General features: G+C 53.0%; 14 protein-coding genes. 3 read left to right on the forward strand and 11 right to left on the reverse strand.

The features are described 5' to 3' along the window. Window positions 1–42: 42 nt before the first annotated feature. Entirely contained in the window at window positions 43–1,281 is a 1,239-nt protein-coding gene (locus IFT75_RS21085; protein ID WP_192056646.1) for an OprD family porin, read from the reverse strand. Between the two features lie 325 nt (window positions 1,282–1,606). Here IFT75_RS21085 and IFT75_RS21090 point away from each other — a divergent pair, with 325 nt between their 5' ends. The 3 genes from IFT75_RS21090 (at window position 1,607) to IFT75_RS21100 (ending at window position 4,877) form a co-directional block, all read left to right on the forward strand. After that, window positions 1,607–2,395 (forward strand): cyclase family protein, encoded by a 789-nt coding sequence (locus IFT75_RS21090; protein ID WP_192047605.1) that lies wholly within the window; start codon window positions 1,607–1,609, stop codon window positions 2,393–2,395. A gap of 4 nt (window positions 2,396–2,399) precedes the next feature. Next, window positions 2,400–4,007: a phytoene desaturase family protein gene (locus IFT75_RS21095; protein WP_192047604.1), complete on the forward strand. Its 1,608-nt coding sequence runs from the start codon at window positions 2,400–2,402 to the stop codon at window positions 4,005–4,007. A 252-nt stretch (window positions 4,008–4,259) separates the two neighbouring features. Next, complete coding sequence (locus IFT75_RS21100; RefSeq protein ID WP_192056632.1) at window positions 4,260–4,877, forward strand: flavin reductase family protein; 618 nt, start codon at window positions 4,260–4,262, stop codon at window positions 4,875–4,877. Window positions 4,878–4,899: 22 nt separating this feature from the next. Here IFT75_RS21100 and IFT75_RS21105 read toward each other — a convergent pair whose 3' ends face one another. The 10 genes from IFT75_RS21105 to IFT75_RS21150 form a co-directional block, all read right to left on the reverse strand. Beyond that, on the reverse strand, window positions 4,900–5,343 hold the full coding sequence (locus tag IFT75_RS21105) for a MarR family winged helix-turn-helix transcriptional regulator (RefSeq protein ID WP_192047602.1): 444 nt from the start codon (window positions 5,341–5,343) through the stop codon (window positions 4,900–4,902). Window positions 5,344–5,423: 80 nt separating this feature from the next. Next, the gene (locus IFT75_RS21110; protein ID WP_274603751.1) at window positions 5,424–6,182 is read right to left on the reverse strand and encodes a maleate cis-trans isomerase family protein; all 759 of its coding nucleotides are present in this window, start codon (window positions 6,180–6,182) and stop codon (window positions 5,424–5,426) included. Continuing rightward, on the reverse strand, window positions 6,179–7,204 hold the full coding sequence (locus IFT75_RS21115) for a carbon-nitrogen hydrolase family protein (protein WP_192047601.1): 1,026 nt from the start codon (window positions 7,202–7,204) through the stop codon (window positions 6,179–6,181). Before IFT75_RS21115 ends, IFT75_RS21110 begins: the two co-directional genes overlap by 4 nt. Before the next feature lie 23 nt (window positions 7,205–7,227). Continuing rightward, window positions 7,228–8,172, reverse strand: a complete 945-nt coding sequence (locus tag IFT75_RS21120; protein ID WP_192047600.1) for a fumarylacetoacetate hydrolase family protein — start codon at window positions 8,170–8,172, stop codon at window positions 7,228–7,230. Window positions 8,173–8,208: 36 nt separating this feature from the next. Further along, the gene (locus tag IFT75_RS21125; RefSeq protein ID WP_192047599.1) at window positions 8,209–9,333 is read right to left on the reverse strand and encodes a cupin domain-containing protein; all 1,125 of its coding nucleotides are present in this window, start codon (window positions 9,331–9,333) and stop codon (window positions 8,209–8,211) included. A gap of 34 nt (window positions 9,334–9,367) precedes the next feature. After that, complete coding sequence (locus IFT75_RS21130; protein WP_192056634.1) at window positions 9,368–11,689, reverse strand: bifunctional salicylyl-CoA 5-hydroxylase/oxidoreductase; 2,322 nt, start codon at window positions 11,687–11,689, stop codon at window positions 9,368–9,370. A gap of 14 nt (window positions 11,690–11,703) precedes the next feature. Continuing rightward, complete coding sequence (locus tag IFT75_RS21135; protein WP_192047597.1) at window positions 11,704–12,132, reverse strand: acyl-CoA thioesterase; 429 nt, start codon at window positions 12,130–12,132, stop codon at window positions 11,704–11,706. A 5-nt stretch (window positions 12,133–12,137) separates the two neighbouring features. Then, complete coding sequence (locus tag IFT75_RS21140) at window positions 12,138–13,655, reverse strand: indolepyruvate oxidoreductase subunit beta family protein (protein ID WP_192047596.1); 1,518 nt, start codon at window positions 13,653–13,655, stop codon at window positions 12,138–12,140. A gap of 51 nt (window positions 13,656–13,706) precedes the next feature. Then, the gene (locus IFT75_RS21145; protein WP_192047595.1) at window positions 13,707–15,026 is read right to left on the reverse strand and encodes an MFS transporter; all 1,320 of its coding nucleotides are present in this window, start codon (window positions 15,024–15,026) and stop codon (window positions 13,707–13,709) included. After that, entirely contained in the window at window positions 15,023–17,311 is a 2,289-nt protein-coding gene (locus IFT75_RS21150) for a thiamine pyrophosphate-dependent enzyme (protein WP_192047594.1), read from the reverse strand. The genes IFT75_RS21145 and IFT75_RS21150 overlap by 4 nt, the downstream gene beginning before the upstream one ends. Between the last annotated feature and the right edge of the window lie 524 nt (window positions 17,312–17,835).

Consider the following 17,835-nt stretch of genomic DNA (forward strand, 5'->3'; position numbering starts at 1 on the left):
TCAAACAAAGGCCAGCACGCTGGCCTTTTTTTCTTCATTCGATCACCAAAATTTCCATGTATAGTTAGTCGCTAGCCTATTTTCATCAAAGTCAGAGCCATATCGGCTTTTGATCTGGATGTTCCTCATCTCAAACCCCAACCCCTTAAGAGCTCCTCGTTGTACAACATAGCTCACTACAAAGTTTCGCTCGCTTTCCAACCCGCGTGACAAATCTTCTCCGCGATCAATTTCGGTACCTCGCATATATCGGGTCATAAATTTCAGCCCGGGAATCCCAGATTTCGTAAAATCATAATCATAGCGAGCCTGCCACGAACGCTCTTCTGCTTGGTAGAATGCAATCGTCGACCAGTTCACCAAATGAAGCTGTGGCGCATAGCCGAGAAGGGGGAAAGGATCCGACCCATCCATCTCTTGATAGGCGATGGTGAACGCATGCCCGCTCTTGCGTAAGGACGTCATCAAACCCAGCGATTTGTTGTCGTAGTCTCCATTCAATTGCTGGCCATCACCCGTATTTTTGTAATACCTGACGTCGTTCTTCAACGAGTAACCATCACCAAGGTCTGCGATGTACGTCAGCCCTAGATAGTTCTGGTTGTAGATATCCTCCAGCTGCGCGTAGAAATAGCTGACACTGAGCGCAGGGCTAAACGTGTACGTACCGCCGGCGAAATTCAAACCGTCACTGCCCCGATCAGGGGTTCCCAAAAGGTAGAGTTTTTCACGGTTAGAGGATTCTCGGGATGCGAACGTCCAGAAACGTCCAGCATTCAAGGTCAATCCATCCCACTCTTTGGACTCCACGGTCGCGCCCTGGTAGGTCGTCACGAGTTGGCGTGAATCGTCCAGATACGCGACAGGCAGCGTCGGTCGATGCTCGCCAATCTTGACCTCTGTCTTAGAGGCTCGCAGCTTAACGGCTGCGCCCGACCGCCCGTATTCTTTTGCCTGCTCTTTACGACTCCGGTCGTACGGGATGATGGAGTCCGGGCCTCTTCCTCCGCCTCCGTCGAGGCGGTAAGCAAACTGACTGGAGGTTTCCAGCGCAAACTGCACCGGCCCGGAGGTGTAGCCTGATTTGAACTGAAGGTCGAACCCTTGGCTCCAATTACCAACCCTGGACTTTGGTGCATCCGATTTTTTAAAATCACGGTCGAAATAAAAATTTCTCAACCCCAGGCTCAAGCTCGACTCTTCAAAAAAATCTGCTTGCGCCTGACAGGCGATAAGTCCAACAGAAATGCCAATCAACGGAAAACGTTTACTCGCACACATTTTTCGACCTCTGGTTCTTGTTTTTCGATACTTTGAAATCGGGATGGGAACGGAGACACCTGAAAGCCGTGGATTCATTTTCCACATTGCAAAAAACACGAATCGCGACAACTTAGAACGCTTGCACCCAGGATTTTAAAGTGCGAAGGCAGCACAGGGCAGCCCGCGCATCGCGACAAAAAGCAATAACAAAAAAAACATGCAATTTCAGGATAGTTAACGCGCTAATTGGATATCAGCATTGTTCCACGAAAGGCGACTATTGCTTGATGGTCAGGCGCGACTCGCTTTAAGCGACCTACCCAAACACAGGAGCCAAAAAATCATGAATACCGGCAAAACCACGCTCGCCACACTGGCAGAAAAACTCGCTACCGGTCAGCTAAAGATCATCGATCTCACCCATACCCTTTCGCCCGATTTTCCAGCGCTGCAACTGCCCTCTCAGTTCGGGCAAGTTCAGCCGTTTAAAATTGAGCGCATTTCGATGTATGACGAAGCGGGCCCAGCGTGGTACTGGAACAACTTCACCTGCGGCGAGCACACCGGCACGCACTTCGATGCCCCTGCGCATTGGATCTCAGGCCGTGAACACCCGGCTAATACGGTGGATCTGATCCCACCCTCCAATTTCATCGCACCTGCCGTCGTGATTGATGCGAGTCCGCAGGTTGCGGCTCATGAAGACTGGGTTCTCACCGTTGAGTTTCTTAAAAGCTGGGAAGCCGAGTACGGTCGCATCCCCAAAGGTGCCTGGGTTTTCCTACGCACGGACTGGTCGAAGCGGCTTCCTGACGCACAGGCGTACCTGAATATCCGTGAAGACGGTGCTCATACACCAGGCCCTTCGCAAGAGGCCATCGAGTGGCTGATTGATAAGCGTGATGTTCATGGCTTTGGCGTGGAAACTATCAACACCGATGCGGGCCAGTCGTATTCGTGGCCTATTCCTTATCCTTGTCATACGCTGATGCATGGGGCCAACAAATACGGCCTGCAGTGCTTGAACAATCTTGATCAGCTCCCCCCGGTTGGCGCACTCATCTTCTCTGCCCCTCTAAAGATCCAAGCTGGATCTGGCAGCCCGCTTCGCGTTCTAGCCTTGGTGGAGTAACGAGATGACCGTTCCAAACAGCTCCCAGATCCTCTTTGTGGGAAGCGGAATCAACTCCATGATAGGAGCTGCTCTGCTTGCCGTCCGTGGAAAGCAAGTGACGGTGCTGGAGCGCAATGACCGTTTAGGTGGTTGCATACGGACTGAAGAACTGTTCCCTGGCTTCACTCACGAAGTCCTCTCCTCGTGGCACTCTCTGCTCGCCGGCAGCCCAGCCTACGCAGAGTTAGAGCCCGAGCTCCGTAAGCGCGGGGTCGAGCTACTGTCCAGCAAATACTCAACTGGATGGGTTCATCCAAATGGCGAAGGGATCGCGCTGACGCGAGACTTGGACGACGCATGTGCGCGTTTGGAAAAGGTCGCTCCGGGTGATGGAATGGCGTTCAAAAAAACCGTATCTCAAGTCATGGGGGATGATGCCGGCCTTATCTTTACACTACTTGGTAAAGATCCGTATGGATTAAGCATGCTCCGCCCTCTCTTCCAAGCGTGGCGTAAACGTGGCGTGGATGGATTGTTGACCTTTGCTACCGAGTCTTTAGAAAATTTTCGTCGTTGGTCTGAACGCACGTTCACCTCCAATGAAGTACGTACCCTAATCGCACCTTGGACGCTGCACTCCGGGTTAGGCCCTGACGATGCTTGTTCCGCTCTCATCGGTAAGCTGACGTTCGCTTCGGTGGTTACTGCAGGAATGCCTGTGATCAAAGGTGGTGGCAGCCGTTTGGTTGACGCCTTGGCAAGTATCATCGAAGACAAGGGTGGTGCCGTACGAACCGATAGCGATGTGGTACAGGTGAACACCGAAGGTCAAGGTGCAAAAGAACGCGCAACCGGCGTCATGCTTTCCGACGGATCGAGGTTCCTAGCCTCAGAGGCTGTAGTTTGCAATGTGACCCCCGAAATGCTGTATGGCAAGCTCATCCAATACAGTCCTAAAGCTGTACGCGATCATGCCAATGGGTACCGCTATGGGCGTGGTTGCATGCAGATCCATTTCGCGCTGAGCGCAAAGCCTGGTTGGCTTACCGAGGAGCTGGGCGAAGTACCTCTAGTACACTTGACGGAAAGCATGGAACAGACCTGCCTGTCCGTTACTGAGGCAAACAATGGAATGCTTCCATCGAAACCCACGTTGGGTATTGGGCAGCCTGTAGTGGTTGATAAATCGCGTGCACCAGATGGTTCGTGGATTCTATGGATTCAAATGCAAGAGCTGCCCACTACTCTTAAAGGTGATGCTGCTGGCGAAATTGCTACACCCAAAGATGGCAAGTGGAACGAACAAGTGAGAGAGGCCTTCGCCGACCGCGCGCAGAAGCGTCTTGAGCAAGTAATGCCCGGGCTCTCTTCAATCATCGTAGGCAGGAAGACCTACTCCCCTGCTGACCTTGAAAGACTTAACTGCAACCTTGTTGGTGGTGACCCTTACTCAGGCATCTGTTCGCCCGATCAGTTCTTCTGGCTGCGTCCGTTTGCTGCAACCCATGGCGCAAGGAGCAACAGAACTACGATCAAAAATGTCTATCACATCGGAGCTACTACGCATCCTGGGCCTGGATTAGGAGCAGGCTCAGGCATTCTTGTGGCTGACAAGCTTTCACGTCGCTGAATACCTCCTATTTGAAATCAGGGAGGGGGCGCGAGCCATCTCCTCGACTGCTAATGGTTCAGTAACATTTTCTCGCTGCAGAAAAGCTCTTCTATGTCTCCAGTCACCGTGAGCATCAAGACATGCCCTGTAAGTTGATAAGCACGTGGTATCGTGCTTTCACCATCCACTTTCTGCATGAATTTCCTCTCCACTCGTGCGCGGCCTCTCTGCCTGCGCTAAGTTTACGCTTCACTCCAGTGAGAGAAAAACATGGCCTCCTCTACCTATAGCTATTCAGTCGCCGATGGACATGGCCTTCCTCATGATCCGCTACCGGCTATCCTCGGCCCTCGGCCGATTGGTTGGATCTCGACAGTCAATCAGCATGGCCGCGCAAACCTCGCGCCTTATAGCTTTTTTAATATCATCAATTACCGCCCACCGATCCTGATATTCTCCAGCGTCGGAAAAAAAGATAGCGTACGCAATGCGCAGGATACAGGCCATTTCGTTTACAACCTGGCCACCCGCCCGCTGGCCGAGTTGGTAAACGACAGTAGCACTGAAATCCCAGGTATTGATGAGTTCGAAGCGACCGGCTTGACCCCAGTGCCTTCGATCCATGTGGCATCGCCCCGTGTGGCTGAAAGTCCCGTTTCGCTGGAATGTGAGGTTACCTCTGTTCAGCAGCTTAGCGGTCTGAACGGTAGGTTACTGGACACTTGGATGGTAATGGGAGAGGTCGTGGGGGTTCACATCAATTCGGCATTTCTGAAGGATGGGGTTTACGATACTGCGTCTGCTCGCCCTATCCTGCGAGGTGGGGGGCCTACAGACTACTTTGAGATTTTAAAGTCTGGCCTCTTTCATATGACCAGGCCTAAGTGAAACGCCCTTGCAAAAGGGCGTTTTACATCTTCGGCTGATGACGCGCAATCAGCTCATGCAGAACTTCTTTCAGCGCGGAAATTTTCTCATCCTCGAAAGAAGCTAAGATTTCAACCTCGTGCTTTTCAGCCAGCTCAATCAATCCGGCCACAAGGCGCCGCCCCGCGCGTGTTACTCGTACCAGGGTAAAACGGCGATCATCGAGGCTGGTTGACCGATCGACATAGCCTTGCGCCTCAAGACGCAGCAGCAGTCGAGTTACGGTGGGCTGTTTGCTCACCGTCACCTGCGCCAGAGCGGAAATGGACATAGCCCCATGGCTGGCTAAGGTAGATAGCACACGCCATTCGAGTACAGAGAGCCCGTGCTCCTCCACGACGGCATGAAATTGCGTAGAAACCAGATGCCATGCCTGACCGAGGAGCGCGGGAAGGTAGTTATCGACGAAATCCTTGGTTTTGGTCATGCAAAAGATGGCCTGTAGCACAAAGTGATTCCGTTGATTCTAGCGTTTACGAATGAGCGAGGAAAACCCTGTTCGCGACATCAGTACCGCCCTGACAACAGCGAACCGAAACCAGGCACCGTCGTATCAAGGCTCAATTGCTTGAGCATCATGTAGGTGGTAGCCACAGATGACGACAGCACTGGCAAGCCCACCCGATCCTCGATCGCCTGGATCGATTGAAGCGACGGCATTTGCACGCAGGCCGACGCCACGATAGCGTCCACACCCGTAGTTTTAAGCTTCTTGGTGATCTCGATTGGCGCTCGCGAGTCCTGACGACCCACCTCCAGATTGTCTGGGATTTCCAGCGAGATGCTATCGACGACCTCGATACCCTCGCTTTCGATGTATTCAATCACAAGACGTGTCAGAGGCTTCATGTATGGAGCCAGCAACGAGATCTTCTTGGCACCGATAGCATGCAACCCATCCACCAAAGCCCCCGCACTTGTCACGACAGGCGCGGGCCCACCGTTTTCGACCGTTCGCTGATGGAGCCGACTTTCGGAAACACGATGGTAACCGTTGCCCATGCTCATGATGGCCACCAAGCATGCATACCCGAGAACATCTACGCGGGCGTCGGAAAGCTCTAGCGCGCAACGGTCGCTGTCACCATCCATCGCTGCCAACTCCTCTTTGGTTACATTCTTCATTCGCATTCGACTGGAGTGGAACGTAAACCGCTCAGAAGCCAGAGTCTCACGTACTCTGAGAATGGCCGGGATTTCCGTCTCCATGGTTGTATTCGAGGATGGGACGATCTGGCCAATGCGATAAATCCGGCTATCACTCATGAGGCATTCTCCTGGATTTGTTCGGATGCACCATTAGACGTACTGAAGACTTCGGCGGGTTCATCATCAAAGCGCACAGCCTGCTGAGGACTGCGATTCACTTTCAGATCGAAGATATCGAAGCGGTTGTAATGCCCTGCGATGTCGTGCATCTGTCGGGGTTGAATACAACGAGACAAATCAATATCGGCATAGACGATGCCCTCTTCGTCGATTAATGGTTCGCCGATAACACGCCCATCAGGGCCAAGAAAACCAGAGAACGCGCTGTTCTTGCGCGTTAGTAGCTCTCTAGCCCGAGGAAAGTCTTTCTCTAGGGCTTCGATGATCTCTTCAGAGACGGTCGAACATGATACCGCCGTGAACAACTTGCCCTCGAAGCAATGGGCTGCAGCGCGAACCTTGATAGCGTCGGCCATATCGTAGTCTGATGGAGCTACCGGTAGAGAAATGTAGCTTGCGACATGGATTAATTCTCCCTGGGCGATCAATGAAAAGCGCGCCAAGGTGTTGGTGTTTTCACCACAAGCGAGAGATCCCAGCGGGCCGACACTTGTTTCGTGAACTCGTAAGGCGGAAGCATCACCCGGAGCCCAGGTCAGCTTCTCCGCCCAAGTCGGCACCAGTTTGCGATGACGACCCAAAATCTTACCATCCTCACTGATGGTCACCAGGGTGTTGTACAGCGTGCCTATGCCATTACGGTTGCGCTCGTTCACGCCAATGACCACGTTAATCTTGTGGCGCGCCGCAGCTTGAGCAATCTTGTTGATTTCCGGGCCAGGAATTTCGATGGCCGAACGTACAAGTCGCTCAAACCAAGAGCTACCTTCGATTGGGTTACCGATCCAGCTCCAGTAGGGATATCCGGAGATGAACACCTCAGGAAAAGCAACAAGCTTAGCGCCGTTTCCTGCTGCTTCTTGGATCAGCGAAATGGTTTTCTCCACCGTCGCATCGGTATTCAAGAAGACGGGGGAAGTCTGAACAGCCGCCGCTTTAAAGCGAGGTAATTCGAGCATGAAATAGTTCCTTTTAGAGAGTCTTATGCCTGCTGCTTACCCAAACGAGGCTCGTCACCCACTGCTACTATTGGGTTCCTGAGCTCACCGATCTTCTCGACGTAGGCTTCAACAACGTCACCAGGCCACAACCACTCTTGAGGCGTACGGCCAGCCCCAACGCCTGCTGGGGTGCCGCTGGCGATGATGTCGCCTGGCTCCAGCGTGATGCCGGCGCTGATGTCAGCAATGAGGGTGGGGATGTTGAACAGCAAATGACGGGTATTGGACTCCTGTTTGATGACGCCATTGACCTTAAGGCTGAGATTCAGATTATGTGGATCTGGGAGCTCGTCAGCAGTGACGATGATTGGCCCGAAGGGAGCATAGGTATCTTGGCCTTTGGAGTAAATCCACTGCCCAGCACGACGGTTATCGCGTGCACTGATGTCGTTGATGACGCTATAGCCGAACACGTAACTCAACGCTTCGGATCCACTCACACCTTTAGCGCGCTGCCCAATGATCACCGCCAGCTCAACTTCCCAGTCCATCTGGCGAGTAATTGTTTCATTGTGCTCAATGGCATCGCCAGGGCCGATCACAGTGGTTGGTGGTTTTGAGAAAATAACTGGCTGCTTCGGAAGATCTTTGGATGTGTCCAAAGTGCGGCTTGACTCTTCTACATGCTCAACATAGTTCAGTCCGATACCAAAAATGTTTTTGCGAGGGCGCGGGATCGGCGCCAACATCTTCACATTGCTCGCTGGAACAGCGACGCCTAAAGGCCATTTGCCTTCAAAGCTCTTCAGTAAAGCGGTGGTAGCTGTGACTGCCTGCGGGCCCAGGTCGATGAAGTCAAGCATGTTGTCAGGAATGACGTTGCCCGAGTGTTTACCCAGAGCATTGAGATCGACGACAAGGCCGTCAACCATGGCCCCAAGGCGGGCAGCAGCGTTGACATTGCTACGGAAAGTTACCAAGCGCATAAGAACTCCAAATTCTTGTTTATTGTTTGCAGGGGTTTATTGGGCAGCGATGGGCTGATGACCATCGTTATCCGCAAGGGCCTCTTCGCGATAGAGCCCAAGTTTTTCCATTACGGGCAGGTCGCTGAAGCAGAACAGGCAGGTGTCATCGGTGCTTTCGTTGACGTGCTCATGCCATGCCCAGGAAGGAACACAGAAGATGTCTCGTTCTTGCCAGTCGAGGCGTTTACCGTTGATGATGGAGTAGCCCTTACCTTTGGCTACCTGATACAAAAAGCTGCCGGTATGCCGGTGTGCCTTACCAACAAAGCCTGGGCGAAGAAGCTGCATGCTCGCGCCGATGGTGGACAAAACATGCCCGCCACTAACGGGGTTGGTGTAGTGCATAAGCGCACCGTCAAAAGGGTTGTCTTCTTTGGCGGCCGCATAGCGGCGAAGCGCTTCGTAGGTAGGCTCCCACTGGTACTTAAACAGCGGGGAATAAGGCTTGTTCCAGCCAATGTCTTGGGGGCGAAGGCCAGCGGCGCCCCACAAACTCACAGAGTCATCGACAGGAAAACCCACCGCTTGCTGCAGATCAGGATGCACAGCGTAAAAGCCCGCTTCGAGGGCATTGACCAGCGGGATATCCAAGCCATCCTGCCAAATGCACGGCAGGCCATCAGACTCTACGCCGTGCTCATGCCAGGTACCATTTGGCGTCAGAACGAAGTCGTTCGCCCCGAGCGTCATTTTGTGTCCATCAACAATGGTGTATGCACCACGACCTTCCATGATGAAGCGCAGCGCAGAAGATGAGTGTGCGTGGGCAGAGGCCAGCTCGCCGGGGTGCATCACTTGCAGACCCGAGTACAACCAGCCTACCGCTGCTGAAACTTCCGTGCGCCCCGGATTATTCAAGTAAATAACGCGTCGGCCAGCTTTTTCTGGCGTGACCAGATCCACGGAACGTAGAACAACCTCCCGCAAATCCTTGTATCGCCATACAACCGGTACCGAATCGGATTTGGGCTGCCACGGCTCGATCTTGTTGGCGACAGTCCAGAGCGCGCCCACTTGCAGGTCATTAAGTTGGCGGTAGTAGGCAAGTAGCTCCGGCGTATCTTCAACGTCGGCGCGCCCAAGCTTGCTCTCGCGGTATTGATCATAGGACTTAGTCATCGTCTACTCCTCAGGACATCAATGTCTTTCAGGTCTACTTACGGGTATTGAAGCTGCGCTCGAGGGCATCCTTTCCCCAAAGATAGGCTGGGGGCCACTGGTCTGAATTCCATCCCAATCTAGCTACTTCACGAAGGAGCCAGGTCGGCTCCGCAAGGTACGGCCTGGAAATAGCGCACAAATCAGCACGACCGGAAGCGATGATCCCATTCACCTGGTCTGCATCGCTGATGGCACCTACGGCGATGGTCGGGATACCCGCCTCATTCCGCACCCTATCTGCGAATGGTGTCTGGAACATGCGCCCGTAGACTGGACGTTGATTAGCAACAACTTCACCGCTTGATACATCAATGACGTCCACACCTACTGCCTTTAAAGCGCGTGCGATATCGACGGCTTCATCAACCGTGGTACCACCTTCTGCCCAGTCGGTTGCAGAAATGCGAACTGAAAGCGGAAGATGCGCAGGCCAGGTGTTGCGAACAGCTGCGACAACCTCGAGCGGAAAGCGCATGCGATTCTCAAGCGAGCCTCCGTATTCGTCGGTACGTAGGTTGGTAAGAGGCGAAATGAAATTGGAAAGAAGGAAGCCATGCCCGGCCTGAATCTCTAACCAATCAAAACCGGCGCGCGTAGCGCGTTCCGCTGCCTGAGCAAAGGCCACTCGAATCTCGGCAAGATCAGCCTGAGTAGCAGCCTTGGGTGTCTGAGTGACGCTTTCGATATAAGGTATCGCGCTAGGAGCAATGAGAGGCCAGTTACCGTCTTTGAGAGGCTGATCAGGCTTTTCCCATCCTTTTTGGGTCGACCCTCGGCGCCCGCTGTGGCTGAGTTGAATGCCTACTTTGGACTGACTGCTATCATGCACGAAAGCTGTGATCCGTTTCCACGCGGCAACTTGGTCTTCATTCCACAACCCGGTGTCGCCCGTGCTCACCCGACCATTGGGGCTTATAGCGGTCGACTCGGCCATAACTAAGCCAGCGCCGCCAAGGGCCCGACTGCCAAGGTGCACCAGATGGAAATCACCGGCAACGCCTTCGGTAGCGCTATACAGCATGGTAGGCGAAACTACGACGCGATTTACCAACGTCAAATCGCGGATGGTGAAAGGCGTCAAAATAGGAGGACATGGCTTAACACCCTGCCCCACGTCGATACCGACGCGTTCTGCCAGCCAGGCTTCATAACCTCCTAGCCATTTCGAATCTCGCAATCGCAGGTTTTCATGCGAAATACGTTGTGAACGCGTCAGTAAGGAATAGGCGAACTGCTGAGGTTGCAACCCTTCATAGCGCGCCACGTTCTCGAACCACTCAGTGGAATTGCGAGCCGCGTTCTGGATCTTCAGAACTTCAATGCCACGCACCTCTTCGTAGTGGGCAAGGCGTTCACACAACTCACCGGGCTCCTTGAGGGTGTTACAAAGCTCAATCGCATCTTCAAGAGCAAGCTTAGTGCCGGAGCCAATGGAAAAGTGAGCGGTATGGGCTGCATCCCCCATAAGGACAACCGGAACGTCTTGGCCGTCCTGACCATATGGCTGAGTCCACTGAACCCAGCGGCTGCACATCACACGCGGGAAACGAATCCAAATCGCGGAACCACGCAGATGAGCTGCGTTAGAGATCAGCGGCTCACCCTGCAGCCACGGTGCGAAAATCTTCTCACAGTATGCGATACCTTCTTCCTGTGACATCTGGTCAATGCCAGCCGCCTGCCAAGCCTCGTCGGTTGTCTCGACAATGAATGTGCTGAGGCCATCTTCGAACTGGTAAGCATGGGCTTGGAACCATCCGTACTGAGTCTCAACGAAGATGAATGTAAAGGCATCAAAAACTTTGCGTGTACCTAACCATACAAAACGGCAGTTCCGTTGATCAATATCAGGCTTGAACGTATCCTTGTAACGGGTACGGGTTGGGCTATTAAGGCCGTCCGATGCGATCACCAGATCTGCCCCATATTTGCGGGCGATTTCTTGGTCGTCCTCTACGAACGTCTCGAACACCAATTCGACACCTACCTCCTCGCAACGCGCTTGGAGGATATTCAGGAGTTTTTTACGACCGATCCCGATGAACCCGTGACCTCCGCTACGCACCATTTCATTTTTGAAATGTATATCGATGTCGTCCCAACGGTTAAACGCGCTAGAAATGGTCTTGGCCGAGACAGGATCTGCTTCCCGAAGATTTTCCAAAGTAGCGTCAGAGAAAACTACCCCCCAACCAAAAGTGTCATAGGGGCGATTGCGCTCAATAATGACGACATGATTGTTAGGATCATGCAGCTTCATTAGCAGACCGAAATACAGGCCAGCTGGCCCACCGCCAATACATACGATTTTCACGATGCGATCCTCTTTTATTCTTGAATAGGTGATGAAACCAACGCCTGGCGTATCACGTCAGGAACTTCAATGGCTTTGTGGGTTACCAGCGAGGTAGTAACCAGAACCTGAGTGACACTGACGCGAACCTCACCATCAGGAGAAACGCATTGAAGTAGCAACGTGATGGACTTAGAACCCAGACGCAAAACCTCCAGAGTCAGGACGACTTGATCACCCATTTTACTAACGGATTTGAAGTCTGCTTCAATTCGAACCGAGGGCATTCCGAATTTTAGTTTACCAATATAACCAGCGAACCCGACTCCAGGAAGCAAGTCATCAACCCATGCTTCTAAGAGGTTATTGAACATGACGAAGTACTGGGGATAGAAAACGATACCAGCCGGATCACATTCAGCAAAACGAATCTTGTGCGACTTTTCAAACTTATTCGAAGCCATATAATTTATCCTTCAACAGTAAGCGCATGCTGCATGAGAGATTCTTTTAATTTCAATCCGTGTTCATCAGCGAGCGCTGCGTTTCTAAGCTCACGCAGCGTTGGTGCGCTAAGGACATTTTTGTGGCGATCTACAACTGCCATTAACACTTCGAAATTTTTGAGTCCACGACTGTGTGTATCGCTGTATCCCTTTACCAGGCGTTGGCATTGGACGACTTCCAACGCCACTACTGGATCAATCGCGGCGAGGTTTCTGACACGCTCTAGCCACGCTTCGATGCGGGCATCTTCCAACTCGTAGCGAAGAGTCGATCGTCGCCAGCGACGCCATTTGGCCAGTCCATGCAGCAGCAAGAATCCGCTCAAGGCACTCGTCTTCACAGTGCGGCCACTTTGAGTCATCCGTCCAACCAGACGGTTCACTATGTGCGGCTTCGCCAGCCAGCGTCCAAAACCTGCAGGTAGCGTTTCGCAGATCTCATCCAGCCTAGGGTGCATGTACTCCTGAATGTGCAGAACCTGGTCGGCCTTGCTGCGAACCTCTCCACGCACTCGGTCGAAACGGGTGCCACGGCTTTTCAAATCCGCAACACGGATCGTGTCTTCAAATGACATCCAAAGAGCTAGATGGCGAGCCAGTTCGCGAAGCATCCCGCGATCGGTACCGCCTGGTGCCTGAGCGATTCGTTCGAGGCGATCCATGTAGAGCGCGGCATAGGCTGGATCTTGGTAGTCGATTAGGCGCTTCACGCCTTCATAGGCGACCTCTGACACGTCTTCGGGCATAAGGCACACACGATCAATGATCGTGACCACATCCCGATGGAGACTGTCCGGCCTAGCCTGCTGCCAATTAGGAGCGACTTTGGTCGCAGTTGCGGCTTGGTCACTCGCACCCTCTCGTACCAAAGTAAAGCCGAGATCAAAAGCTTTGAGGCTTGGTTTGACACCTACCCCACCTAGTTCGATAGTTTCCTCAAATTGCTTACGGTTGAATGGCAGTACACCTGCACCGCTCAATGCTCCGAACAAAACCGCAGAGATAACGCTGCCCGTTTTCTCTGCCGCCTTTTCCATGTCGAAGCAAATGAACTCTCGAGCGGCACTCCGGGCCTGATCCAGAAGAGCAGGACTTGAAACACGACCATCCCCCATGGCAGATTTTTCAGCGATGGAGTAAACCCGGTGAGTGGATGTGATCAAGGTTGTACGGTCGGTAGTCACAAACCCCCTTTGTACAGCGCGACCTGCCTCCATCAGCTCTGACGCTAGAACGATATCGACGTCACCAGGGAGCGGAGCTTGCGCCAGTACAGGTACACGGCGACTTTCCACGTTCGCACCTGGAAAAAGCTCTACATAGTAGATAGTCGCCCCCGTCCGTTGAGCAACGCCAGGCACTGAAGTGGTTTGAGCGAAGTAGCCATTATGCTCGCCCAAATTAACGATCCAGTCGGCTAATACACCGCCCCCCTCACCACCCATGGCAAGAATGGCAATTTTGATTGGCTCATCAGTCATCGCGATTATCCCAGCAGTGTTTATTTTCTTTTATCAAACAAGATTGAATTGTCACTTGTGATTACCCGACCGTTGGGGAAGAAAAGCCACAGCAACGGCTGCTAACGCCGCAATCACAGCGAAAGTGATGAAGTTCCACTGAACATCCAGTCCACTTCCAGCCACATAACCACCCAATATCGGGCCGGACATGGCGCCCAATCGGGAAAAACTCAGCCCCCAACCGGTTGCAGCTGCACGGACATTAGATGGATAGTAACTGGCAAGATGGCCAGTTAGGATCAAAGAGGCTGAGATGGTTCCAACTCCTGCTACAGCAACCAACGCATAGTTGATAAACATCGAGTGCTGCCACATAAGCGCGAAGATCGCTAAAGCACCCAGCAGATAAAAAACCGTCACCATGATTCGCACACCAAAACGATCCGCTGCTTTACCCAAGAACATTCCACCAATTGCAGAAGCGAGACTGAAAACAATTAGCAGACTTAGACTTGAGCCAAGGTCATAACCGTTGCGACGCATGATCGATGGCAGCCAAGTGTTGAGTGCATAGATCAAAAGAAGCCCGCAGAACAACGCCAACCAGAAACAAACGGTCGCTCTGAGATGACGCGCAGAGAAAACCTCAGCAAGTACCTGTCGCCATCCAGCACCGAGGTTTGAGCTTCGCTCCTGTCGCTGAGGCATCGAAACGCCAAGCTTTTTTGCCAGTTGCTCAGCTTGTTCCTGACGCCCGCGACTAACCAGGTTTTCAAGGGACTCTGGAAGCGCACGGGCCATTGGCAAGATCGCAATCAATGGAATGAGACCGAGCCCAACAACAGTTCTCCAACCGTGATCCTGTATCAGCCACATCGCCACAGATGCCGCTGTAAGTATGCCGATCGAGTATCCCGAGTACATGATTCCGTAGTTTAGGCTGCGTCGGTGCTGGGCCGAGTACTCGATAGTCAACGCTGCAGCTACAGGAATGACGCCACCTAAGCCCAACCCACCAATGAACCGGAAAGCGCCGAACCACTCTGGAGTCGGCGCCCAAGCCGCTCCGCCCATCGTGAGCGAGAAGAGCGTCACGCACATCAGCAGCATGCGTTTACGTCCGACCAGCTCGCTAAGCGTACCAATCAAGAAGGCACCAAAGAACATTCCAAGTAGCGCGTAGCTACTTAAAGCCCCCAACTCTAGCGGAGTCAGGTTCCAGGCCTTTTCTTCAGCCATAGACGGAAGAATGGCCCCCATGACGCCTACGTCGTAGCCTTCAAAAAGGATGGCGAGCCAGCACACGAATAGTACCCTTGCGGTTACCTTGGCTGGCGGATCTGCAGTCGTCGCGACGACTTCACCGCCTTTCGCGGCTGCGGTATTCATAGCGCATACCTCGCTCGACGTTTGGCTTCCCCGCGCTGAAACCAACCGATGATACCGCTAGTGATTTTCTGACCTAAACGATCCATCAAGGTAGGGTTGCTGACGATCTGAGCCCGATAGAACGATGGGCACAGCACAGCCGCATGAGCTACCTCCCCGCAGGTGCCACAACCCACACAGCTGTCCATGACCATTGCCACTGGATCTTGACGGAGCGGATCCGGGTTATCCCGGATAGAAAGTGAAGGACAACCAGACAAACGAATGCAGGAATGGTCGCCGGTACAAGTATCTGGATCGATACCGAAGCGTTCCCTGACTACACGCTTACCTTCACTCAACGCCTTACGAGTGATTTTTTTCTCGCGGCGCTGGAGGTTAAGCATGCACTCGCTTTGGGCAATGAGGACTTTTGGCCCAGGTTCAGTAGTCGTCAGCGCCTCACGAAGCGTTGCGGTCATCGCTTTAAGGTCATAGGTACGCTTGATAGTGCGCACCCACTTCACCCCGACCCCTCTAACCGCCTGCTCGATCTCATGACCCGTGCTACGGGTCGGATTATCCGCACGCGAGGAAAGCACATCCTGACCTCCGGTAGCCGAGCTGTAGTTGTTGTCGACGATAATGGTGAGGTTGTCACTCTTATTGAATACCGAGTTGGCGATTCCGCTAGTAAGACCGTTGTGCCAGAAACCGCCATCGCCCATCACCGCAATGGCGCGCTTCTTCGCAACAGCACTGCCAGGCGCTACCGTGAATGCAGCCGCAGCGGCGCCGCCCAAACCGTAACCCATGGTGGTATTGCCCAGGTTGAACGGGGGGAGAATTGAGAACAGGTGGCAGCCAATGTCAGCGCTATAGTGGTGAGGGCCAAGCTCGCGCTCGATCAGCTTGACTGCTGTGAAGATCGGACGTTCTGGACATCCTGTGCACAGCCCTGGGGGTCGGGCATGCACGGTCTCTTCCAGGGTAAGCAAATCTGCCTTTGCCGGGACGAAGGAACCAGTCATATCAGTGATAGCCAACTCCGCCAAAGGTATCCGCTCGCCTTTCCACTCGTCATTGGCAACGCTTTGCCCTTTCTCCTCCGCTCCAGTCAAAGGATCGAAGCGGATTGGCGCAGGCTGCTTCTTTACGATCTGAGCAGGGTCTTTAAGGAAACCAACGCTTGTCAGAAAGCTACGCAGCCCTTTGAGCACCGTCGCAGTGTTGTAGTCCCCAGCCAATGGCAAGACGTTTTTGCCATGGATCTCGGTATGAAGGCCACGCTGATGGAAGATCGCTGCGATGTTCTGTTCAACGAAATTGGGTTGCCCTTCCTCTACTACTAACACGGCCCGCTTATGCTGCGCGAATCGCTGCAGTTCATCGTCTACCAAAGGGTACGCAACGTTCATTACGTACAAAGGAATCTTGGAGTCGCCATAGGCATTCGCCAGCCCTAACTTCTGGAGGCTCCGTATAACGGTGTTATAGAGTCCGCCCTGCAAAGCGATACCAATATCTGCCGCGCCATCCGAGAAGAACTCGTTCAATTGCCTTTGTTTGATGAATTCAATAGCCGCAGGCCAACGCTTTTCGATCTTCTCCCGCTCATGCAGAAAGCTCGCCGGAGGTAGGACGATACGACTCAAGTCGCGAGTGGGATTTTCAAGTGCATCCTTTACAGTAAAGGCCGGTGGACGATTGTCAGAGGTAACAAACTGACCATGCAAGTGGCATGACCGAATGCGCATTTGCAGCATTACAGGAGTATTGCTCGCCTCTGAGAGTTCAAAACCATCCTTGACAGACTGAACGATGCTAGGGAGATTTGGGCGGGGATCTAATAGCCACATCTGTGACTTCATCGCAAATGCATGGCTACGCTCCTGCATGATCGAAGAGCCTTCGCCGTAATCTTCCCCAACAATAATTAACGCACCGCCCGTTACCCCACCTGAGGCGAGGTTCGCTAACGCGTCCGAAGCAACGTTGGTACCGACTGTAGCTTTGAACGTAATGGCACCACGTAGCGGGTAGTTGACCGATGCAGCGAGGGATGCTGCAGCGGTAGCCTCACTGGCACTGTTTTCGAAGCGGATACCATACTCTGCCAGGATATCCTGGGCATCTGAGAGTACGTCCATCAGATGAGAAATTGGAGAACCTTGGTAGCCACCAACGTAAGCGACTCCCGACTCTAATAGAGCCTTGGTAACTGCAAGGATGCCTTCGCCACTGAACACCTCACCAGCACCCATCCTCAGCGTTTTCACTTCTTCGACAAACGATCTTTCGGCCATCGTGCTTCCTCTCAGGTTCACCCTGTCAAGCGCGTTCTTATTAGCCGTTACTTTTCTCCCCGGAAGGGCACCTAGTCAATCCATGATTTATCATGCATTTTCACAAAAAGCATGGAGAGGATAGTTGCTGCACAGGATCGAAAAAACAACAGCAAGGTGCCCAAAAATAGCGCAGAGCGTGTGAATTCGGTGCACTGAATCTCCAGTAGATAGCTAATTTTCCTGAAACGGAATCCGGGCGGCGGCGATGCCTGCACGGGCATAAGGTGATATCACAGGATACTGAAAACCTAGGCATGGCCTATCATATGCTGAACCGCGCGGGATTTTTTCCTCCTAATGCGCGCTATACCAGGCACCTTTTTTGAATCAAAGCTGCAGGCCAGAGAGGCTCTACTCGAATGGCTCCTGAGTGAGCAACTGCAGAGGCGATATACGGTAGATTGATTTTTTCATGACCTCATGAGACTAATGGCCTACTAAGTGCATGATCAATCATACAACGCCGTCTAATTTCGAAGCGT

Origin of the sequence: Pseudomonas sp. CFBP 8758 (assembly GCF_014841725.1) — a bacterium.
GTDB classification, from domain to species: Bacteria; Pseudomonadota; Gammaproteobacteria; order Pseudomonadales; family Pseudomonadaceae; genus Aquipseudomonas; species Aquipseudomonas baltica.